We start from the raw sequence: 22,447 nt of genomic DNA, 5'->3' as shown, positions 1-22,447 counted from the left end.
GGCCTCACCATGAATGCAAATGGCAAGGCGTGTTCGTTATTCAGGCTGGCCTCTTAGCCGTCACACGGACGGTGACTCAGTGAAAGGAAAAAGACACCCATGCAAGCAGTTATCTCGCAGCGCGTTGCGCAGATCCGCCAATGGCTGGAAGCCCACCAGCTCGACGCCCTTTTGATCCCGCACGAAGATGAATATCTGGGCGAATATATCCCGGCCCACAACGAGCGCCTGCACTGGGCGACCGGCTTTACCGGCTCTGCTGGTATGGCAGTGATTGCCCGCGACAAGGCGGCGATGTTCGTCGACGGCCGCTATGTCGTTCAGGTCCGCAAGCAGGTACCGGGCGACGTTTACGAATACCGCCATCTGATTGACGAGCCGCCGGTCCAGTGGGCATTGGACAACCTCGCGGCCAACAGCAAAATCGCTATCGACCCGCGCCTCCACAGTGCCGCGTGGCTAACTCGTACCCAAGAGCAAGTAGCCGGTGAATTGGAACTCGTCAGCATTAGCGACAACCCAATCGAGCAACTGTGGTCAGATCGCCCAGCGGCGACGCTGTCGCAGGCCAAACTGATGGGACTGGACTTCGTCGGCCAATGCAGCAGCGACAAGCGCGAGCAAATTGCCGCCGAGCTCACCAAGCAGAAAGCCGATGCTGTACTGCTGACCCAACTTGACAGTATTGCCTGGCTACTCAACATCCGCGGCAGCGATGTGCCGAGCCTGCCAGTACTGCTCTCCACCGCACTGCTTCATGCCGATCAAAGCGTGGATTTCTACATTGACCCAAGCCGCCTGCCAGAAGGCTTTGCCGACCATGTTGGCACAGGTGTCCGCGTCCACGCGCCAGATGCGCTGGAAGCAGGCCTCAAGCAACTTTCGGGCAAAACCGTATTGGTTGACCCAGCCACCAGCAATGCCTGGGCCAGCCAAACCCTGCGCGATGCCAAGGCCACGTTGCTAGAGGCTGCCGACCCTTGCCTGCTACCGAAAGCCGCCAAGAACCCGACAGAAATTGCCGGCATGAAGGCCTGCCATATCCGCGACGGCGTGGCCGTGAGCAAATTCCTGGCTTGGGTCGATAGCCAAGTTGCCCAGGGCAACTTGCTCGACGAAGGAACCCTGTCGGACAAGCTGTGGCAGTTCCGCAGCGAAGACAGTAGCTGCACCGATGTCAGCTTCGATACCATTTCGGCCGCTGCCGGCAATGCGGCGATGTGCCACTACAACCACAATAACCAGCCAGAGCCTAGCGTGCTGGAAATGGACAACGTCTACCTGGTGGATTCAGGCGGCCAGTACCCGGACGGTACTACCGACATCACCCGAACCATCGCCATCGGCGAGCCGGGCGATGAAGTGAAAAAGACCTTCACCTTGGTGCTTAAAGGCCATATTGGCCTGGCCTCTGCCCGTTTCCCGAAAGGCACCACCGGCTCACAGCTTGATGCCCTTGCCCGCCAGCATCTTTGGGCCCACGGCTTCGATTACGATCACGGTACCGGCCATGGCGTCGGCCACTTCCTGAGTGTTCACGAAGGTCCGCAGCGCATTGCCAAAGTGCACAACCCTACCGCCCTGCTGCCGGGTATGGTGTTGTCGAACGAACCGGGTTACTACCGTGCAGATGCCTTCGGGATCCGTATCGAAAACCTAGAGCTGGTTGTCGAAGTCGAAACCGCCGGCGACATGACAGTAATGGGCTTCGAGTCACTGACCCGCGCGCCTATCGACCGTCGCCTGGTTGACTTGTCTCTGATGACAGACGCCGAGCTAAACTGGCTTAACAACTACCATCAAACCGTATTCGACGTACTGAGCCCTTCGCTGCAAGGTGATGATCTAGCTTGGCTTGAGCAGGCAACCGCCCCGCTAGCACGGTGATAGTCAGTTAACTGCTGTTGGTCGCATAGCACCAACTGCTGCAATGCCAACAATATAAAGAAAACGCCCGCACAGGGATGCTGTGCGGGCGTTTTGTTATTTATACCCTGCAGTAAAGTATTTAACGGTTTAGCGCCAAATAACTACGGTCTGTTAACCCGAATAGGCGTGGTGCCAGTCCTTCCACACCACTTCAAAACCACGTTGCTTAACTGCCGAGGCCACTTCGGCAGCCGGGCGCTCATCGCTGATCGCAAACTGCTCGAGCTCTGGCACATCATCGGCATAGCCGCCCGGCTGGGTCTTGGACTCTGCCGACATCGTGGTGATCCCCAAGGGCAGCACATTATCACGGAACTGCGCCGATTCACGGGTCGACAGCGATAGCTCTACTTCAGGATTAAGCAGGCGGTAGGCACAGATCAGCTGTACCAGCTGGCGGTCATTCATCACCGATTTGGGCTGCAGTCCCCCCTCGCAAGGACGCAGTCGCGGGAAAGAGATCGAATAACGGGTCTGCCAGTAGGTTCGTTCCAGGTAATCCAGATGTGCGGCAACAAAGAAGCTATCGGTACGCCACTCCTCGAGACCAATCAGTGCCCCAATACCAATCTTGTCGATGCCAGCCTTGGCCAGACGATCCGGCGTTTCCAGCCGGTATTCAAAGTCCATCTTGTTGCCGCGCAAGTGATGCTGGGCATAAGTCGGTGCACAATAGGTTTCCTGGTAGACCATGACCGCGTCCAGGCCGAGGGTCTTCAGCTCAGCATACTCATCCTGCTCCAGCGGCTGAACTTCCATTGCCAGATAACTGAAATGGGATTTGATTGCCGGCAGTGCTGCACGGAAATATTCCATCCCGACCTTGCGCTCATGCTCACCGGTCACCAGCAAAATGCTGTCGAACTGCTTGGCCTTGATCGCCTCGCACTCGCGCTCAATCTCAGCCATATCCAAAGTGCGACGCTTGATGCGGTTTTCCATCGAGAACCCACAGTAGGTACACGCATTGGCACACAAATTGGACAGGTATAGCGGGATATAAAACGACACCGTATGGCCGAAGCGCTTACGGGTCAATGCTGCCGACTGCTGCGCCATCTGCTCGAGATAAGGCTCTGCCGCCGGTGAGATCAAGGCTTTGAAATCCTCCAGATCACGCTTGGGCTTGCGCAGCGCCCGCTCGACATCCACCGCCGTCTTGCCATAGATGGACATCCGGATATCATCCCATTCCAGCTGCTTCCACTCATCAACGAAACTCATCGCAAGCTCCTTAAGCTGGCTGATCCAAGAACGCCGTTAGCGGACTGGAGGCAATAGCATGGTTGACCGTTCCCGCCAAACCCGCCTCATAAGCCATACGACCACCTTCTACCGCCAGCTTGAAGGCACGCCCCATCACAACAGGATCGGCTGCCGCTGCAATTGCCGTATTTACCAGCACTGCATCCGCCCCCATCTCCATAGCCTCAGCGGCATGAGATGGCGCACCAATACCGGCATCGACAATCACCGGTACCTTGGCCTGATCGATGATGATTTCGAGGAAATCGCGCGAAGCCAACCCCTTGTTGGAGCCAATCGGTGCACCCAGCGGCATCACCGCCGCACAACCCACCTCTTCCAGGCGCTTACATAAAACAGGATCAGCGTGACAATATGGCAACACGATGAATCCTTCACGGACCAACTCTTCCGCCGCCGCCAACGTCTCGATCGGATCTGGCATCAAGTACTTCGGGTCCGGGTGAATTTCCAATTTCAACCAGTTGGTACCCAGCGCTTCTCGAGCCAGCTTGGCCGCAAACACTGCCTCCTTGGCATTCTTAGCACCAGAAGTATTGGGTAGCAGGTTTACCCCAGCCTCAATTAGCGGCGCCAGGATATCATCATCACGGTTTTCGATATCCACGCGCTTAAGGGCCATGGTCACTAACTCGGAGCCCGAAGCGATGATTGATTCAGCCATGGTGTGGCGGTTGGCATACTTACCGGTACCGGTAAACAGGCGTGACGAGAACGTCTTATCAGCGATAGTTAGCATTTATCCTCCTGCAATCGCTTGGAACAAGGCGATGCGATCGCCGGCGCTTAGTAATGTTGTTTCCCACTCACTGCGGGCGACAATATCTTCGTTCAAGGCTACGGCCGTGGCCTGCAGCGGCATCTCCAGCTGCGTCAACAATGCGCTGAGAGACTGGCCTTCTGGAACCTCGACTGATTTATCATTGACCCGTACCTGGATCAGCGTCGCTGTCGTCATAATGGTTCTATTCTCCCGTGCCGCAAACCGGGCACGCTCTATCTGTTGGTAATTGAAAGGCTTGCCAGCCCATCGTCAGACCATCGAACTGGCGCAGCGTGCCAAAGCCCACCTCGCCAGCACCGGTCAATAATTTAATGGTTTCCAATGCCTGCAAATTGCCGACCGTGCCGACCACCGGCCCGGCGATCCCGGAATTGCTGCAGTTCTGTGGTTCATCAATCGTCCCAGCCTGGCGCGGAAACAAGCAGTGATAGCAAGGTCCTTTTCCCTGCCGGAAATCAAAAACCATCAACTGCCCCTGCCAGCGGATCGCCGCTCCCGATATCAAGGGCTTATTGGCCTTGAAGCAGGCGTGATTGACGGCGTATCGCGTTGCTAAGTTATCAGAGCAATCGAGCACCACGTCAGCCAGCGATACCTCCATCGCCAACCGCTGATCAGCCAGCCGGGCTTTCACCGCCCGGATACGGATATGCGGATTTAACGCCTGCAACTGCTCCGCTGCCATCGGTGCCTTGGCTTTGCCCTGATCGCTATCGCGATAGACCACCTGGCGCTGAAGGTTGGAGCTATCGACAGTGTCATCATCGGCAATCACCAAGTTGCCAACTCCTGCACCTGCAAGATACAAAGCCGCAGCCGATCCCAAACCGCCAGCACCAACCAGCAAAACTTGGGCGTCGGACAGTGACTGCTGGCCAGATTCGCCGATCTGCGGCAGCATGATCTGACGGTTATAACGGAGAAATTCCTGATCACTGAGCATAGTTGCCTTCCTACTCGGCCGCGTTACGCACTAAGATATCGCCAAATGCCGTGACAGCCTGCGCCGGGTCGTCGGCTTGGGTGACAGCGCGGACAACTGCCACACTGCTGACCCCGGTACGCCAGACACGCTCGGCACGGGTCAAGTCAATGCCGCCAATCGCCACAGTTGGGAACGCGTCACCTATCAGCTTCTGATAAAGCGCCAAGCGGTTAAGCCCCTGCGGTTTTGATGGCATATCCTTAGTGGTTGTCGGGAAGATATGACCCAGTGCGATATAGCTTGGGGCAAACTCCGCGGCACGCAGGATTTCGTAGTAGCCATGGGTCGAGAGACCTAGCCGCAGTCCTGCTTGCTGGATCGCCGCCAGATCAGCCGTTTCCAGATCTTCCTGCCCAAGGTGAACACCATAAGCTTGGTGAGCAATGGCCAACTGCCAGTAGTCATTTACAAACACCTGGGCATTATGCTGCTTACCTGCCTCAACGATAGTGCTGATCTGCGCCGGTAAAGTGGGCTCAAACGGATCTTTGATCCTAAGCTGGGTCGTCTTCACCCCCAGCTCCAGCAAACGAGTAACCCACTCTGCGGTATCGACCACCGGATACAACGCCAGCTTATCGCGTTCTACGGTCGCAAACGGTGCCACCGCCACTTCTTTGCTGGCCCAGCCCAGCTCATTGCATTCAGGATGATTGGCCGTCAGCGGGCGCGGAAACAAGGCGCGCACCATCGGCCATCCGGTTTCGCCATAGCCATCAGCATGGCTTTCAAGGTAACCACGGGCATGGGCACGCGATAGCGTGACCGCATCTTCCAGCGGGTAGTCCAATGCCAGCGCAGCCAGCAGCATGGCTCGTTGCGGCTCACTGGCCCCGGCATGGTGGCAATATACGCCACGCGCTTCTCCGAGATGGTGCCAGATATCGACACAGCCTCGATCTGTCGGCAGACCGCAAACCACCAAAGCTGGATTCTTTGCGACCTCGTGCTGCATCTCTGCCAAGGTCGGATAAGGGGCGAGCCACTGATCACGCACTTCCAACCCCTTCGCCACACTTTCAGACGGATTAAACGCCACCGAGAAGGTTTCACCTTCAAGGTGAATGTCTACCACCTCCGATCCGCTCCACTCCATACTGACGGCTTCACCAAGCTGGTATTTATCAGCCGCTGCCAACAACGGCTCGATATGCATCAGTAATGGCGCCAAGTGATCGGGTAAACACAACGCGTTCATTAACTTTCCTCTTTGATTGGGTGATATAACTCACTCCCCTTGGCCCGGAACTCATCGGCTTTTTGCTGCATGCCCTCAAGGGGGTCATCCAACATCCGCACGGCCAAATCACCGGCTTTCTCCAGCCCGCTCGCGTAGTCACGGACTTCTTGCGAGATCTTCATCGAACAGAATTTCGGTCCGCACATCGAGCAGAAATGGGCGATCTTGCCGGATTCCTGAGGGAGGGTTTCATCATGGTAGGCTCGAGCCGTTTCAGGATCTAAAGCCAGGTTAAATTGATCTTCCCAGCGGAACTCAAAGCGAGCCTTCGACAAGGCGTTATCGCGCACTTGAGCACCGGGGTGTCCTTTTGCTAAGTCTGCCGCATGGGCACACAGCTTGTACGTGATCAGCCCCACCTTTACATCTTCTTTATTCGGTAGGCCCAAATGTTCTTTTGGTGTGACATAACACAGCATGGCACAGCCATACCAACCTATCATGGCTGCACCAATGCCGGAGGTAATATGGTCATAGCCCGGTGCAATATCGGTCGTCAGAGGCCCCAAGGTATAAAACGGTGCTTCATGGCAGTGCTTGAGCTGCTCTTCCATGTTCTCTTTGATCATGTGCATCGGTACATGCCCCGGCCCTTCGATCATCACCTGAACATCATATTCCCAGGCAACTTTGGTCAGCTCACCCAAGGTACGCAGCTCGCTGAACTGCGCTTCATCATTGGCATCAGCCACCGATCCAGGACGCAGGCCATCTCCCAGTGACAAGGCGATATCATACTGGGCACAGATTTCACAGATCTCCCGGAAATGCTCATACAGGAAACTTTCCTTGTGATGGGCCAGACACCACTTAGCCATTATAGAGCCACCGCGCGAGACAATGCCGGTAACCCTTTTCGCCGTCATCGGGACATAACGCAGCAGCACGCCGGCATGAATAGTGAAATAATCCACGCCCTGCTCAGCTTGCTCGAGCAAGGTATCTCGAAAGACCTCCCAGTTGAGGTTCTCAGCAATACCGTTGACCTTTTCCAGAGCCTGATACATAGGCACCGTGCCGATCGGCACCGGGCTGTTGCGGATGATCCATTCTCGGGTTTCGTGAATGTTACGACCGGTCGAGAGATCCATGACGGTATCGCCCCCCCAACGGGTCGACCACACCAACTTCTCCACTTCCTCTTCAATCGACGAACTGACAGACGAGTTACCGATATTGGCGTTGACCTTGACCAGGAAGTTACGGCCGATGATCATCGGCTCAGTTTCAGGGTGATTGATATTCGATGGGATAATTGCCCGGCCTTCAGCGACTTCTTGGCGGACAAATTCAGGGGTGATTTCTTTTGGCAGGTTGGCACCAAACGCCATGCCCGGGTGCTGCTGGTTTAGTACCTCATCACGGTATTTCGCGCGGCCCATGTTTTCACGAATGGCAATAAACTCCATCTCAGGAGTGATGATCCCCTGGCGTGCATAATGCAGCTGGGTGACATTTTTGCCTGGCTTGGCACGGCGAATGCGCGCCTGTTGCTCAAACCTCAGTTCATCAAGGGTGTCATCGGCCAGGCGTTCTTTGGAAAACTGAGAACTCAGCTCGCCCAACAACTCGGTGTCCCCCCGTTCCTCGATCCAGCCTTCACGAAGCTTAGGCAGGCCAGTGTAGATATTTGCAGGCTGCTCAGGATCGGTATAGAAACCGGAGGTATCATAGACCCGTACCGGTTCATTAGTTTCAAAAACAGGGGCTTCTCTGGTTCCACCGACCAAGCTATCGGCCAGGGCAATCTCACGCATTGGCACGCGGATATCTTCGCGGCTCCCGGTGACATAGACTTTCCGGGAGTTCGGGTAAGCCTGGGTGGTCAATGAGTCGATAAATTGTTTCGCGTCCAGTCTCGCTTGTTTGCGATTCGACATAGCAATTTCCTTTGGTCCATAACAGGGAAGTTGCTTGGCGGATGGGTGCGTAAACAAGAGGCTATACGTAGGCTGTATAGTGTCGTCTGAAACAGCCACTGTGAATACAGTGATACAGATGGTCTCTCTTGTTCCCTTCGCAGGTATTAGCCTGATCAGGTTCTACGGATCCCGCAATGCGGTCTCAGCCAAGTGGCACTCCGACAAGTTGAATTTGCAGTATATGAAAGGGGTTCCGCCTCGGCAAGGCAGAACCCCAAAAATTAATACTTAAAAGGCAAAAGCCTTGCTACTTTTGCATAACTCCGTTTAGCACGACAAATTTATTTGAAACGCTTCACAAGTGTCTTCAGCAAAGAAGAATGGGTTTCCCTCAACTCACCCAGTTTATGGGTGATCTTGGGTGCCCCCTCCAAATCAAACAGCTTAGGTACCGCCACTCGCTGCGAAGAGTAGATCCCGGTGTGTCCGCTGAAGTAGTAAGCGGTATAACAGGCAATGGCGAAATACAGCATGTGCTCGGCACCAAATAACTCGATGCCCATGATGGTACAGGCCAACGGCGTGTTGGTCGCAGCTGCAAATACAGCTAGAAAGCCTAATGCAGCAAACAAATCAACCGGTGCACCCAGCACCCATGCCATGGTATTGCCCAATGTTGCTCCGACAAAGAACAGCGGTGTGACCTCCCCGCCCTTATAACCGGCAGCTAGGGTAATCGCCGTTAGCAGCAACTTGAGTAGCCAGCTGTACCACTCTGCTCCCCCCTCCTGAAAGGCCGTTAAGATACTGACACCTCCCTCCCTGCTCGAGTAAACCCCCAAACCGATATAATCATAGTTACCGATCAGCTGCACGGCCGCTATAACAATCAAGCCACCAACAACTACTATCAGGTACGGGTTTTTGAGTGTCGCTTTGAAGATATCTTTAAAGGCATGGGTCAGTTCTCCGAATAGGTATCCCGCTAGACCAAAAGCCACGGCAGCAATCACAATCTTGGCGATCATCAGCAGGTCTACTTTGACAGCATGTTCAAACAGGGTAATGGTTTCGAGGAAATCTATCCGGTAGTGGGTATGGTGCACTCCCCAAGCGGAACACACGACATCTGCCAAGATAGCAGCAAACAAGGCAGGAATAATTGCATCATAGCGCAGGCGTCCTATCGCCAGCACTTCTAGGGCAAAGATTGCGCCTGTTAGCGGCGTACCGAATACGGCACCAAAACCTGCCGCCACACCGGCAATCAAAATCAACCGGGTATCCGCTTCATTGAGCCTGAACTTGCGAGCCAGCCAGTGAGTCGATGCCCCACCGATTTGTACTGCGGTTCCTTCACGGCCAGCCGATCCCCCGAATAGGTGGGTGATCACTGTTGTTATCAATACCAAGGGAGCCATACGGGCAGGAATTCCGGCACCGGGCTCATGGATCTCATCCATAATGAGATTGTTGCCCCCCTCGGAGTTTTTCCCTAGGTTACGGTAGCAATAAACAATCACAATCCCGGCCAGCGGTAAAAGATAAATCAGCCAAGGATTATCAATCCGGGTCGCTGTAGCGACACTGAGGATCCAGAGGAAAAAAGCATTGAGCGAGCCGACAATAACGGCAACGGGAATAATGAGAAGTGTCCAACGGAGAATTTGAACGAATATTTTGGGATTTGAACTTAATGGATGCGCCATACCATGTCTATCTTATCTCGAATTACTATCAAGGATAGGTGCTATGGCAAATAACAAGCCCCACCATAGACGGATCTATCCTACTACAGCAGGAGTCATTATCTCGGTTGAGCGGTTAAAGGTGGAACTCCATCACCCGTCATCCCCCGAAGACGATGACAATGACCAAATGCTATCGCTTATCCCTACTGACAACAAGTGGAAATAATCAATTAGGAACGAAAAAAGTTCCGCACTGCTTCTGGGAATGCAGTATAGAGTATTGAGGGGAGCAGGAGCAGATTGAGCCGGCATCCCGGAGACTTGACCGGGTTGGCGCTCCAGGGGACTTACCTACAAGCAGGCTAGCGGGTCAGGGGGACGCCGAGTCCTCCCAAGATTGCTTCGCAAAAGAAACAGACGCAAAAAAGCCCCAGCATTTCTGCTGAGGCTTCGTAGATGGCAGGGGTGGAGAGATTCGAACTCCCAACACGCGGATTTGGAATCCGCTGCTCTGCCAATTGGAGCTACACCCCTAATGTGTTAATTATTCTACTGACAAATCACGGCAGATCAAACTGATTTTCTCAAACCGAGTCACAGTATTGATAGATAAAGGAAAAATAATAATTACAACATTCGGTGGGACTAGTCTTCAAGCGGGCTGGCGGAAATCCAACTCCCAACACGCGCTGTTTTGGTATTGGCAGAATCCGCTGCTATGCCAATTGCACATACGAAAAAGGCTCCAGCATTTCTGCTAGAGCCTTGAAGATGGCAGGGGTGGAGAGATTCGAACTCCCAACACGCGGATTTGGAATCCGCTGCTCTGCCAATTGGAGCTACACCCCTGTAGTTATTTTAAAGACTTAACTCTGTCTGAATAAGTGGCGGAGCGGACGGGACTCGAACCCGCGACCCCCGGCGTGACAGGCCGGTATTCTAACCAACTGAACTACCGCTCCACTCAAATCACCGTGTGTTCAGCACGATAATCTAAATTGGAAGCCTGGCGATGTCCTACTCTCACATGGGGAGGCCCCACACTACCATCGGCGCTATTACGTTTCACTGCTGAGTTCGGCATGGGATCAGGTGGGTCCATAATGCTATGGTCGCCAAGCAAAATTCTTACAATCTTAGAAAGCTGATGTTCTCGCACTACATTCAAGTGCTCATGGAGTCCGTTAAAACCCCTTGGGTGTTGTATGGTTAAGCCTCACGGGCAATTAGTACAGGTTAGCTCAACGCCTCACAACGCTTACACACCCTGCCTATCTACGTCGTAGTCTCCAACAACCCTTCAGGAACCTTATAGGTTCAGGGATGACTCATCTTGAGGCTCGCTTCCCGCTTAGATGCTTTCAGCGGTTATCGATTCCGAACTTAGCTACCGGGCAATGCGTCTGGCGACACAACCCGAACACCAGAGGTTCGTCCACTCCGGTCCTCTCGTACTAGGAGCAGCCCCTCTCAATCATCCAACGCCCACGGCAGATAGGGACCGAACTGTCTCACGACGTTCTAAACCCAGCTCGCGTACCACTTTAAATGGCGAACAGCCATACCCTTGGGACCGACTTCAGCCCCAGGATGTGATGAGCCGACATCGAGGTGCCAAACACCGCCGTCGATATGAACTCTTGGGCGGTATCAGCCTGTTATCCCCGGAGTACCTTTTATCCGTTGAGCGATGGCCCTTCCATACAGAACCACCGGATCACTATGACCTGCTTTCGCACCTGCTCGAACCGTCATTCTCGCAGTCAAGCGGGCTTATGCCATTGCACTAACCTCACGATGTCCGACCGTGATTAGCCCACCTTCGTGCTCCTCCGTTACGCTTTGGGAGGAGACCGCCCCAGTCAAACTACCCACCAGGCACTGTCCGCACCCCGGATAACGGGGCGACGTTAGAACATCAACACTACAAGGGTGGTATTTCAAGGACGGCTCCACCAACACTGGCGTGCTGGTTTCAAAGCCTCCCACCTATCCTACACATGTAGGGTCAATGTTCAGTGCCAAGCTGTAGTAAAGGTTCACGGGGTCTTTCCGTCTAGCCGCGGGTACGCAGCATCTTCACTGCGATTTCAATTTCACTGAGTCTCGGGTGGAGACAGCGTGGCCATCATTACGCCATTCGTGCAGGTCGGAACTTACCCGACAAGGAATTTCGCTACCTTAGGACCGTTATAGTTACGGCCGCCGTTTACCGGGGCTTCGATCAAGAGCTTCGACCGAAGTCTAACCCCATCAATTAACCTTCCGGCACCGGGCAGGCGTCACACCGTATACGTCATCTTTCGATTTTGCACAGTGCTGTGTTTTTAATAAACAGTTGCAGCCACCTGGTATCTGCGACTGCCAGCAGCTCCAAGAGCAAGTCTCTTCACCGCCGGCAGCGTACCTTCTCCCGAAGTTACGGTACCATTTTGCCTAGTTCCTTCACCCGAGTTCTCTCAAGCGCCTTGGTATTCTCTACCCGACCACCTGTGTCGGTTTGGGGTACGATTCCTTACTATCTGAAGCTTAGAGGCTTTTCCCGGAAGCATGGCATCAATGACTTCACCGCCGTAGCGGCTCGACATCGGGTCTCAGCCTTAAGTAATCCCGGATTTGCCTAAGATTACAGCCTACACCCTTGAACCTGGACAACCGTCGCCAGGCCCACCTAGCCTTCTCCGTCCCCCCATCGCAATAGTAAGAAGTACGGGAATATTAACCCGTTTCCCATCGACTACGCCTTTCGGCCTCGCCTTAGGGGTCGACTCACCCTGCCCCGATTAACGTTGGACAGGAACCCTTGGTCTTCCGGCGAGGGAGTTTTTCACTCCCTTTATCGTTACTCATGTCAGCATTCGCACTTCTGATACGTCCAGCACACCTTACGATGCACCTTCAACCGCTTACAGAACGCTCCCCTACCCAATACATAAAATGCATTGCCGCAGCTTCGGTGTATAGCTTAGCCCCGTTAAATCTTCCGCGCAGGCCGACTCGACCAGTGAGCTATTACGCTTTCTTTAAATGATGGCTGCTTCTAAGCCAACATCCTGGCTGTCTGAGCCTTCCCACATCGTTTCCCACTTAGCTATAACTTTGGGACCTTAGCTGGCGGTCTGGGTTGTTTCCCTCTCCACGACGGACGTTAGCACCCGCCGTGTGTCTCCCGGATAGTACTTACTGGTATTCGGAGTTTGCAAAGGGTTGGTAAGTCGGGATGACCCCCTAGCCTTAACAGTGCTCTACCCCCAGTAGTATTCGTCCGAGGCGCTACCTAAATAGCTTTCGGGGAGAACCAGCTATCTCCAGGTTTGATTGGCCTTTCACCCCTAGCCACAAGTCATCCGCTAATTTTTCAACATTAGTCGGTTCGGTCCTCCAGTAAGTGTTACCTCACCTTCAACCTGCCCATGGCTAGATCACCTGGTTTCGGGTCTAATCCTAGCAACTGTACGCCCAGTTAAGACTCGGTTTCCCTACGGCTCCCCTAATCGGTTAACCTTGCTACTAAAATTAAGTCGCTGACCCATTATACAAAAGGTACGCAGTCACCCCGAAGGGCTCCTACTGCTTGTACGTACACGGTTTCAGGTTCTATTTCACTCCCCTCACAGGGGTTCTTTTCGCCTTTCCCTCACGGTACTGGTTCACTATCGGTCAGTCAGGAGTATTTAGCCTTGGAGGATGGTCCCCCCATCTTCAGACAAGATAACACGTGTCCCGTCCTACTCGTTTTCACTGATAATGCGCTACCGGTTACGGGGCTATCACCCTGTATCGCTGTGCTTTCCAGCACATTCACCTGACGCAAAACTAGCTTAAGGGCTAATCCGGGTTCGCTCGCCGCTACTGCCGGAATCTCGGTTGATTTCTCTTCCTCGGGGTACTTAGATGTTTCAGTTCCCCCGGTTCGCCTCGCAACGCTATGTATTCACGTTACGATAACTGCTTATGCAGCTGGGTTTCCCCATTCGGAAATCCAAGAGTATAGTGATTCTTACCATCTTCTCTTGGCTTATCGCAGGTTAGCACGTCCTTCATCGCCTCTGACTGCCCAGGCATCCACCGTGTACGCTTAGTCACTTAACCATACAACCCCAAGAGGTCTTTCGTATGGCTCAACAACCAAGGTTGTTCATCTGAGTATGATGAACTGTGTTTCGCCGGACTCTTACACAAGACACTTGAATGTGTTTTGCTTGAGAACTCGTTCTTCATAAAGAAGAACAAAATAAATCAATCTATCGATTGAATTTACTAGTCAGCTTTCCAGATTGTTAAAGAGCATGTGTTTGTCTTTCGACATCCACTTTCTAAACACACTCACAAGAATGTTTTTAGAGAGTGGTGGAGCTAGGCGGGATCGAACCGCCGACCTCTTGCATGCCATGCAAGCGCTCTCCCAGCTGAGCTATAGCCCCATCGAAATGGTGTCTTTCAAGAAGAAAGAGTGGTGGGCGATACCGGGCTCGAACCAGTGACCCCCTCCTTGTAAGGGAGGTGCTCTCCCAACTGAGCTAATCGCCCTCCGATGTTTTACATCTTCAAAGGAGAAGATGGTGGGTCGTGCAGGATTCGAACCTGCGACCAATTGATTAAAAGTCAACTGCTCTACCAACTGAGCTAACGACCCGTGGCGTCCCATAGGGGAGTCGAACCCCTGTTACCGCCGTGAAAGGGCGGTGTCCTAGGCCTCTAGACGAATGGGACTAAGTGTTTTCAGGTTTGGGTACCTGAACATGTTCTCTACTTTTCGACCAAGCAATCTGTGTGGACACTGCATAAAACGCAGTCATATCGTTAAGGAGGTGATCCAGCCCCAGGTTCCCCTAGGGCTACCTTGTTACGACTTCACCCCAGTCATGAACCACACCGTGGTAAACGCCCTCCCGAAGGTTAAGCTATCTACTTCTGGTGCAGCCCACTCCCATGGTGTGACGGGCGGTGTGTACAAGGCCCGGGAACGTATTCACCGTGGCATTCTGATCCACGATTACTAGCGATTCCGACTTCATGGAGTCGAGTTGCAGACTCCAATCCGGACTACGACGTACTTTCTGGGATTCGCTCACTCTCGCAAGTTGGCAGCCCTCTGTATACGCCATTGTAGCACGTGTGTAGCCCTACTCGTAAGGGCCATGATGACTTGACGTCGTCCCCACCTTCCTCCGGTTTATCACCGGCAGTCTCCCTGGAGTTCCCACCCGAAGTGCTGGCAAACAAGGATAAGGGTTGCGCTCGTTGCGGGACTTAACCCAACATTTCACAACACGAGCTGACGACAGCCATGCAGCACCTGTCTCAGAGTTCCCGAAGGCACCAATCCATCTCTGGAAAGTTCTCTGGATGTCAAGAGTAGGTAAGGTTCTTCGCGTTGCATCGAATTAAACCACATGCTCCACCGCTTGTGCGGGCCCCCGTCAATTCATTTGAGTTTTAATCTTGCGACCGTACTCCCCAGGCGGTCTACTTAACGCGTTAGCTCCGAAAGCCAGTGTTCAAGACACCAACCTCCAAGTAGACATCGTTTACGGCGTGGACTACCAGGGTATCTAATCCTGTTTGCTCCCCACGCTTTCGCATCTGAGCGTCAGTCTTTGTCCAGGGGGCCGCCTTCGCCACCGGTATTCCTTCAGATCTCTACGCATTTCACCGCTACACCTGAAATTCTACCCCCCTCTACAAGACTCTAGCCTGACAGTTCCAAATGCTATTCCGAGGTTGAGCCCCGGGCTTTCACATCTGGCTTAACAAGCCGCCTGCATGCGCTTTACGCCCAGTAATTCCGATTAACGCTCGCACCCTCCGTATTACCGCGGCTGCTGGCACGGAGTTAGCCGGTGCTTCTTCTGTTGCTAACGTCAAACACTGCCGCTATTAACGACAATGCCTTCCTCACAACTGAAAGTGCTTTACAACCCGAAGGCCTTCTTCACACACGCGGCATGGCTGCATCAGGGTTTCCCCCATTGTGCAATATTCCCCACTGCTGCCTCCCGTAGGAGTCTGGACCGTGTCTCAGTTCCAGTGTGGCTGATCATCCTCTCAGACCAGCTAGAGATCGTCGCCTTGGTGAGCTCTTACCTCACCAACTAGCTAATCTCACCTGGGCTAATCCTGACGCGAGAGGCCCGAAGGTCCCCCTCTTTGCTCCGAAGAGATTATGCGGTATTAGCCATCGTTTCCAATGGTTATCCCCCACATCAGGGCATATTCCCAGGCATTACTCACCCGTCCGCCGCTCGCCGCCCATAACATCCCCCGAAGGTTCAGTTATGTCGCTGCCGCTCGACTTGCATGTGTTAGGCCTGCCGCCAGCGTTCAATCTGAGCCATGATCAAACTCTTCAATTAAAGTTTTGGCTCAATGAATACTGTTATTACTTATTTCTAAGTAAGAATTGACTGTGCCGAATCTTGCGATTCGATTTGGTCACTCAGTTTCATTGATAATTCTTTTTGACTATCATTTCACGAGTGCCCACACAGATTGCATGGTCAAATTGTTAAAGAACATATTGCCTTTCAGTGCCTTAGCACTTAAGCAGGACGCGTATAATACGCTACTCACTTTGAAAGTCAACATAAAACTCTAAGAAAACTTAAAGCTCTATGGTGACTTGCTTACGTTGTAAGCAAGTGCCCTATTTGTCTTCACTTTTTAAAAGTGAAAATAAATTGGAAGCCTGGCGATGTCCTACTCTCACATGGGGAGGCCCCACACTACCATCGGCGCTATTACGTTTCACTGCTGAGTTCGGCATGGGATCAGGTGGGTCCATAATGCTATGGTCGCCAAGCAAATTCTTACAATCTTAGAAAGCTGATGTTCTCGCACTACATTCAAGTGCTCATGGAGTCCGTTAAAACCCCTTGGGTGTTGTATGGTTAAGCCTCACGGGCAATTAGTACAGGTTAGCTCAACGCCTCACAACGCTTACACACCCTGCCTATCTACGTCGTAGTCTCCAACAACCCTTCAGGAACCTTATAGGTTCAGGGATGACTCATCTTGAGGCTCGCTTCCCGCTTAGATGCTTTCAGCGGTTATCGATTCCGAACTTAGCTACCGGGCAATGCGTCTGGCGACACAACCCGAACACCAGAGGTTCGTCCACTCCGGTCCTCTCGTACTAGGAGCAGCCCCTCTCAATCATCCAACGCCCACGGCAGATAGGGACCGAACTGTCTCACGACGTTCTAAACCCAGCTCGCGTACCACTTTAAATGGCGAACAGCCATACCCTTGGGACCGACTTCAGCCCCAGGATGTGATGAGCCGACATCGAGGTGCCAAACACCGCCGTCGATATGAACTCTTGGGCGGTATCAGCCTGTTATCCCCGGAGTACCTTTTATCCGTTGAGCGATGGCCCTTCCATACAGAACCACCGGATCACTATGACCTGCTTTCGCACCTGCTCGAACCGTCATTCTCGCAGTCAAGCGGGCTTATGCCATTGCACTAACCTCACGATGTCCGACCGTGATTAGCCCACCTTCGTGCTCCTCCGTTACGCTTTGGGAGGAGACCGCCCCAGTCAAACTACCCACCAGGCACTGTCCGCACCCCGGATAACGGGGCGACGTTAGAACATCAACACTACAAGGGTGGTATTTCAAGGACGGCTCCACCAACACTGGCGTGCTGGTTTCAAAGCCTCCCACCTATCCTACACATGTAGGGTCAATGTTCAGTGCCAAGCTGTAGTAAAGGTTCACGGGGTCTTTCCGTCTAGCCGCGGGTACGCAGCATCTTCACTGCGATTTCAATTTCACTGAGTCTCGGGTGGAGACAGCGTGGCCATCATTACGCCATTCGTGCAGGTCGGAACTTACCCGACAAGGAATTTCGCTACCTTAGGACCGTTATAGTTACGGCCGCCGTTTACCGGGGCTTCGATCAAGAGCTTCGACCGAAGTCTAACCCCATCAATTAACCTTCCGGCACCGGGCAGGCGTCACACCGTATACGTCATCTTTCGATTTTGCACAGTGCTGTGTTTTTAATAAACAGTTGCAGCCACCTGGTATCTGCGACTGCCAGCAGCTCCAAGAGCAAGTCTCTTCACCGCCGGCAGCGTACCTTCTCCCGAAGTTACGGTACCATTTTGCCTAGTTCCTTCACCCGAGTTCTCTCAAGCGCCTTGGTATTCTCTACCCGACCACCTGTGTCGGTTTGGGGTACGATTCCTTACTATCTGAAGCTTAGAGGCTTTTCCCGGAAGCATGGCATCAATGACTTCACCGCCGTAGCGGCTCGACATCGGGTCTCAGCCTTAGGTAATCCCGGATTTGCCTAAGATTACAGCCTACACCCTTGAACCTGGACAACCGTCGCCAGGCCCACCTAGCCTTCTCCGTCCCCCCATCGCAATAGTAAGAAGTACGGGAATATTAACCCGTTTCCCATCGACTACGCCTTTCGGCCTCGCCTTAGGGGTCGACTCACCCTGCCCCGATTAACGTTGGACAGGAACCCTTGGTCTTCCGGCGAGGGAGTTTTTCACTCCCTTTATCGTTACTCATGTCAGCATTCGCACTTCTGATACGTCCAGCACACCTTACGATGCACCTTCAACCGCTTACAGAACGCTCCCCTACCCAATACATAAAATGCATTGCCGCAGCTTCGGTGTATAGCTTAGCCCCGTTAAATCTTCCGCGCAGGCCGACTCGACCAGTGAGCTATTACGCTTTCTTTAAATGATGGCTGCTTCTAAGCCAACATCCTGGCTGTCTGAGCCTTCCCACATCGTTTCCCACTTAGCTATAACTTTGGGACCTTAGCTGGCGGTCTGGGTTGTTTCCCTCTCCACGACGGACGTTAGCACCCGCCGTGTGTCTCCCGGATAGTACTTACTGGTATTCGGAGTTTGCAAAGGGTTGGTAAGTCGGGATGACCCCCTAGCCTTAACAGTGCTCTACCCCCAGTAGTATTCGTCCGAGGCGCTACCTAAATAGCTTTCGGGGAGAACCAGCTATCTCCAGGTTTGATTGGCCTTTCACCCCTAGCCACAAGTCATCCGCTAATTTTTCAACATTAGTCGGTTCGGTCCTCCAGTAAGTGTTACCTCACCTTCAACCTGCCCATGGCTAGATCACCTGGTTTCGGGTCTAATCCTAGCAACTGTACGCCCAGTTAAGACTCGGTTTCCCTACGGCTCCCCTAATCGGTTAACCTTGCTACTAAAATTAAGTCGCTGACCCATTATACAAAAGGTACGCAGTCACCCCGAAGGGCTCCTACTGCTTGTACGTACACGGTTTCAGGTTCTATTTCACTCCCCTCACAGGGGTTCTTTTCGCCTTTCCCTCACGGTACTGGTTCACTATCGGTCAGTCAGGAGTATTTAGCCTTGGAGGATGGTCCCCCCATCTTCAGACAAGATAACACGTGTCCCGTCCTACTCGTTTTCACTGATAATGCGCTACCGGTTACGGGGCTATCACCCTGTATCGCTGTGCTTTCCAGCACATTCACCTGACGCAAAACTAGCTTAAGGGCTAATCCGGGTTCGCTCGCCGCTACTGCCGGAATCTCGGTTGATTTCTCTTCCTCGGGGTACTTAGATGTTTCAGTTCCCCCGGTTCGCCTCGCAACGCTATGTATTCACGTTACGATAACTGCTTATGCAGCTGGGTTTCCCCATTCGGAAATCCAAGAGTATAGTGATTCTTACCATCTTCTCTTGGCTTATCGCAGGTTAGCACGTCCTTCATCGCCTCTGACTGCCCAGGCATCCACCGTGTACGCTTAGTCACTTAACCATACAACCCCAAGAGGTCTTTCGTATGGCTCAACAACCAAGGTTGTTCATCTGAGTATGATGAACTGTGTTTCGCCGGACTCTTACACAAGACACTTGAATGTGTGTTGCTTGAGAACTCGTTCTTCATAAAGAAGAACAAAATAAATCAATCTATCGATTGAATTTACTAGTCAGCTTTCCAGATTGTTAAAGAGCATGTGTTTGTCTTTCGACATCCACTTTCTAAACACACTCACAAGAATGTTTTTAGAGAGTGGTGGAGCTAAGCAGGATCGAACTGCTGACCTCCTGCGTGCAAGGCAGGCGCTCTCCCAGCTGAGCTATAGCCCCATCGAAATACCGATACCGTCACCACATCCTCTGGGAGAAGAAGTGGTGGGTCTGAGTGGACTTGAACCACCGACCTCACCCTTATCAGGGGTGCGCTCTAACCACCTGAGCTACAGACCCGATACCGTATGTCTTTTACTATTAACCAAGCAATCTGTGTGGACACTGCGTAAAACGCAGTCATATCGTTAAGGAGGTGATCCAGCCCCAGGTTCCCCTAGGGCTACCTTGTTACGACTTCACCCCAGTCATGAACCACACCGTGGTAAACGCCCTCCCGAAGGTTAAGCTATCTACTTCTGGTGCAGCCCACTCCCATGGTGTGACGGGCGGTGTGTACAAGGCCCGGGAACGTATTCACCGTGGCATTCTGATCCACGATTACTAGCGATTCCGACTTCATGGAGTCGAGTTGCAGACTCCAATCCGGACTACGACGTACTTTCTGGGATTCGCTCACTCTCGCAAGTTGGCAGCCCTCTGTATACGCCATTGTAGCACGTGTGTAGCCCTACTCGTAAGGGCCATGATGACTTGACGTCGTCCCCACCTTCCTCCGGTTTATCACCGGCAGTCTCCCTGGAGTTCCCACCCGAAGTGCTGGCAAACAAGGATAAGGGTTGCGCTCGTTGCGGGACTTAACCCAACATTTCACAACACGAGCTGACGACAGCCATGCAGCACCTGTCTCAGAGTTCCCGAAGGCACCAATCCATCTCTGGAAAGTTCTCTGGATGTCAAGAGTAGGTAAGGTTCTTCGCGTTGCATCGAATTAAACCACATGCTCCACCGCTTGTGCGGGCCCCCGTCAATTCATTTGAGTTTTAATCTTGCGACCGTACTCCCCAGGCGGTCTACTTAACGCGTTAGCTCCGAAAGCCAGTGTTCAAGACACCAACCTCCAAGTAGACATCGTTTACGGCGTGGACTACCAGGGTATCTAATCCTGTTTGCTCCCCACGCTTTCGCATCTGAGCGTCAGTCTTTGTCCAGGGGGCCGCCTTCGCCACCGGTATTCCTTCAGATCTCTACGCATTTCACCGCTACACCTGAAATTCTACCCCCCTCTACAAGACTCTAGCCTGACAGTTCCAAATGCTATTCCGAGGTTGAGCCCCGGGCTTTCACATCTGGCTTAACAAGCCGCCTGCATGCGCTTTACGCCCAGTAATTCCGATTAACGCTCGCACCCTCCGTATTACCGCGGCTGCTGGCACGGAGTTAGCCGGTGCTTCTTCTGTTGCTAACGTCAAACGCTGCCGCTATTAACGACAACGCCTTCCTCACAACTGAAAGTGCTTTACAACCCGAAGGCCTTCTTCACACACGCGGCATGGCTGCATCAGGGTTTCCCCCATTGTGCAATATTCCCCACTGCTGCCTCCCGTAGGAGTCTGGACCGTGTCTCAGTTCCAGTGTGGCTGATCATCCTCTCAGACCAGCTAGAGATCGTCGCCTTGGTGAGCTCTTACCTCACCAACTAGCTAATCTCACCTGGGCTAATCCTGACGCGAGAGGCCCGAAGGTCCCCCTCTTTGCTCCGAAGAGATTATGCGGTATTAGCCATCGTTTCCAATGGTTATCCCCCACATCAGGGCATATTCCCAGGCATTACTCACCCGTCCGCCGCTCGCCGCCCATAACGTCCCCCGAAGGTTCAGTCATGTCGCTGCCGCTCGACTTGCATGTGTTAGGCCTGCCGCCAGCGTTCAATCTGAGCCATGATCAAACTCTTCAATTAAAGTTTTGGCTCAATGAATACTGTTATTACTTATTTCTAAGTAAGAATTGACTGTGCCGAATCTTGCGATTCGATTTGGTCACTCAGTTTCATTGATAATTCTTTTTGACTATCATTTCACGAGTGCCCACACAGATTGCATGGTCAAATTGTTAAAGAACAATCCGCTACGTCGCCGGCTTAACTCGCCGTGCTCCGTGTCGGTGAGGTGGCATTATAGAGAGTTCGATCACGTTGGCAAGAGGCTTTTTTAAAAAATTAAGTAAAACCTAACAGTTCGAACAAAAAACACTCAAAACCATCAAAAAGGCAGCTTAAAACGCCTTAAACTGGGCCGCAAAGGCCTCAACTTTTTGCCAATCCGTGTACTCTACCTCTTTACTGGTGTCGGTTTCTCCCCCAGTGATACGCATGATTAACTGAATCATGACCCGATCAAACCATTTATAGCGTGGATAGCGGAGCGCCCCGGCAAATACTGCCTGCAAACTAGGCTGCCATGGTGACTTCTGGCGAAACTTCTTCATATAGGCACTCGTCTCCGGCGTGTTCTTGCCTTCTTTACGGGCCGTTAAGTTGACGCAGAAGAAACCTACTTTGTGCTGCTCCAGCGCTGGCAGGTTCTGCTCAATAAACTGATAGAGCTTTTTGTTGAGATGACCATAACGGATCGATGCCCCAATTAGGATGCGGTTATACTGCTCAAAAGCAACAGCAGGCAGTTGGTTCAAATCTGCCAACTCACATTGATAGCCCTCTCCTAGGGTTTTCTCTATATGACGCATGATTTTGATGGTTTGCCCATCACTGCTCGAATGAAGTAAAAGGACTTTTTCCACGGCAT

General features: G+C 52.7%; 9 protein-coding genes, 9 tRNA genes, 6 rRNA genes and 2 riboswitches. Of the genes, 1 reads left to right on the top strand and 23 read right to left on the bottom strand.

Going from position 1 to position 22,447, the window contains the following annotated elements:
- The first annotated feature begins 99 nt into the window (after positions 1-99).
- On the top strand, positions 100-1,887 hold the full coding sequence (locus PTW35_RS00215) for an aminopeptidase P family protein (RefSeq protein WP_281026054.1): 1,788 nt from the start codon (positions 100-102) through the stop codon (positions 1,885-1,887).
- Positions 1,888-2,040: 153 nt separating this feature from the next.
- Here the strand turns inward: PTW35_RS00215 and thiH are convergent, their stop codons facing one another.
- From thiH to hemG, 23 genes are all read right to left on the bottom strand, one after another.
- Positions 2,041-3,153 carry a 2-iminoacetate synthase ThiH gene (thiH, locus tag PTW35_RS00210; RefSeq protein ID WP_044622233.1) on the bottom strand — a complete coding sequence of 371 codons (1,113 nt, stop codon included), beginning with the start codon at positions 3,151-3,153 and terminating at the stop codon, positions 2,041-2,043.
- Positions 3,154-3,163: 10 nt separating this feature from the next.
- Entirely contained in the window at positions 3,164-3,934 is a 771-nt protein-coding gene (locus PTW35_RS00205; RefSeq protein WP_044622232.1) for a thiazole synthase, read from the bottom strand.
- On the bottom strand, positions 3,935-4,153 hold the full coding sequence (gene thiS / locus PTW35_RS00200) for a sulfur carrier protein ThiS (RefSeq protein ID WP_281026053.1): 219 nt from the start codon (positions 4,151-4,153) through the stop codon (positions 3,935-3,937). It lies immediately after the preceding gene.
- A 7-nt stretch (positions 4,154-4,160) separates the two neighbouring features.
- Positions 4,161-4,922, bottom strand: a complete 762-nt coding sequence (moeB, locus tag PTW35_RS00195) for a molybdopterin-synthase adenylyltransferase MoeB (protein WP_044622230.1) — start codon at positions 4,920-4,922, stop codon at positions 4,161-4,163.
- Positions 4,923-4,932: 10 nt separating this feature from the next.
- Entirely contained in the window at positions 4,933-6,162 is a 1,230-nt protein-coding gene (gene thiE, locus PTW35_RS00190) for a thiamine phosphate synthase (protein WP_281026052.1), read from the bottom strand.
- Positions 6,162-8,084, bottom strand: coding sequence for a phosphomethylpyrimidine synthase ThiC (gene thiC / locus PTW35_RS00185; protein ID WP_044622228.1), 1,923 nt, complete (start codon positions 8,082-8,084; stop codon positions 6,162-6,164). Before thiC ends, thiE begins: the two co-directional genes overlap by 1 nt.
- A 115-nt stretch (positions 8,085-8,199) precedes the next feature.
- A riboswitch (TPP riboswitch) is annotated at positions 8,200-8,297 on the bottom strand.
- 110 nt (positions 8,298-8,407) lie between these two features.
- Positions 8,408-9,775, bottom strand: coding sequence for a voltage-gated chloride channel family protein (locus tag PTW35_RS00180; RefSeq protein WP_281026051.1), 1,368 nt, complete (start codon positions 9,773-9,775; stop codon positions 8,408-8,410).
- 82 nt (positions 9,776-9,857) lie between these two features.
- Positions 9,858-9,921: riboswitch (Fluoride riboswitch) on the bottom strand.
- Positions 9,922-10,214: 293 nt separating this feature from the next.
- Positions 10,215-10,291: transfer RNA gene (locus PTW35_RS00175), tRNA-Trp, on the bottom strand.
- Between the two features lie 238 nt (positions 10,292-10,529).
- Positions 10,530-10,606, bottom strand: a tRNA-Trp gene (locus tag PTW35_RS00170).
- A 36-nt stretch (positions 10,607-10,642) separates the two neighbouring features.
- Positions 10,643-10,719: transfer RNA gene (locus tag PTW35_RS00165), tRNA-Asp, on the bottom strand.
- Between the two features lie 42 nt (positions 10,720-10,761).
- Positions 10,762-10,877 (bottom strand): 5S ribosomal RNA (rrf, locus tag PTW35_RS00160).
- 85 nt (positions 10,878-10,962) lie between these two features.
- Positions 10,963-13,849 (bottom strand): 23S ribosomal RNA (locus PTW35_RS00155).
- Positions 13,850-14,105: 256 nt separating this feature from the next.
- Positions 14,106-14,181: transfer RNA gene (locus PTW35_RS00150), tRNA-Ala, on the bottom strand.
- Positions 14,182-14,211: 30 nt separating this feature from the next.
- A tRNA-Val gene (locus PTW35_RS00145) sits at positions 14,212-14,287 on the bottom strand.
- Between the two features lie 30 nt (positions 14,288-14,317).
- Positions 14,318-14,393, bottom strand: a tRNA-Lys gene (locus PTW35_RS00140).
- Between the two features lies 1 nt (position 14,394).
- Positions 14,395-14,470, bottom strand: a tRNA-Glu gene (locus PTW35_RS00135).
- Between the two features lie 91 nt (positions 14,471-14,561).
- A 16S ribosomal RNA gene (locus PTW35_RS00130) occupies positions 14,562-16,113 on the bottom strand.
- Between the two features lie 330 nt (positions 16,114-16,443).
- Positions 16,444-16,559: ribosomal RNA gene (gene rrf, locus PTW35_RS00125) — 5S ribosomal RNA — on the bottom strand.
- Between the two features lie 84 nt (positions 16,560-16,643).
- Positions 16,644-19,530, bottom strand: a 23S ribosomal RNA gene (locus tag PTW35_RS00120).
- A 256-nt stretch (positions 19,531-19,786) separates the two neighbouring features.
- Positions 19,787-19,862, bottom strand: a tRNA-Ala gene (locus tag PTW35_RS00115).
- 43 nt (positions 19,863-19,905) lie between these two features.
- A tRNA-Ile gene (locus PTW35_RS00110) sits at positions 19,906-19,982 on the bottom strand.
- A gap of 69 nt (positions 19,983-20,051) precedes the next feature.
- A 16S ribosomal RNA gene (locus tag PTW35_RS00105) occupies positions 20,052-21,603 on the bottom strand.
- Together the 16S, 23S and 5S rRNA genes with 9 tRNA genes alongside form the textbook arrangement of a ribosomal RNA operon.
- A 314-nt stretch (positions 21,604-21,917) precedes the next feature.
- Positions 21,918-22,442 (bottom strand): menaquinone-dependent protoporphyrinogen IX dehydrogenase, encoded by a 525-nt coding sequence (gene hemG / locus PTW35_RS00100; protein ID WP_281026050.1) that lies wholly within the window; start codon positions 22,440-22,442, stop codon positions 21,918-21,920.
- Positions 22,443-22,447 lie beyond the last annotated feature (5 nt).

Source organism: Photobacterium sp. DA100, assembly GCF_029223585.1.
In the GTDB taxonomy this organism is placed as follows: domain Bacteria; phylum Pseudomonadota; class Gammaproteobacteria; order Enterobacterales; family Vibrionaceae; genus Photobacterium.
This window is presented reverse-complemented; position numbering and strand designations above follow the sequence as displayed.

Excerpts from the sequence above, each read along its gene's own strand:
- PTW35_RS00180 (WP_281026051.1), bottom strand. The coding sequence starts at position 9,775 with ATGGCGCATCCATTAAGTTCAAATCCCAAAATATTCGTTCAAATTCTC.
- PTW35_RS00215 (WP_281026054.1), top strand. The coding sequence starts at position 100 with ATGCAAGCAGTTATCTCGCAGCGCGTTGCGCAGATCCGCCAATGGCTG.
- thiH (WP_044622233.1), bottom strand. The coding sequence starts at position 3,153 with ATGAGTTTCGTTGATGAGTGGAAGCAGCTGGAATGGGATGATATCCGG.
- thiC (WP_044622228.1), bottom strand. The coding sequence starts at position 8,084 with ATGTCGAATCGCAAACAAGCGAGACTGGACGCGAAACAATTTATCGAC.
- thiS (WP_281026053.1), bottom strand. The coding sequence starts at position 4,153 with ATGACGACAGCGACGCTGATCCAGGTACGGGTCAATGATAAATCAGTC.
- PTW35_RS00205 (WP_044622232.1), bottom strand. The coding sequence starts at position 3,934 with ATGCTAACTATCGCTGATAAGACGTTCTCGTCACGCCTGTTTACCGGT.
- moeB (WP_044622230.1), bottom strand. The coding sequence starts at position 4,922 with ATGCTCAGTGATCAGGAATTTCTCCGTTATAACCGTCAGATCATGCTG.
- thiE (WP_281026052.1), bottom strand. The coding sequence starts at position 6,162 with ATGAACGCGTTGTGTTTACCCGATCACTTGGCGCCATTACTGATGCAT.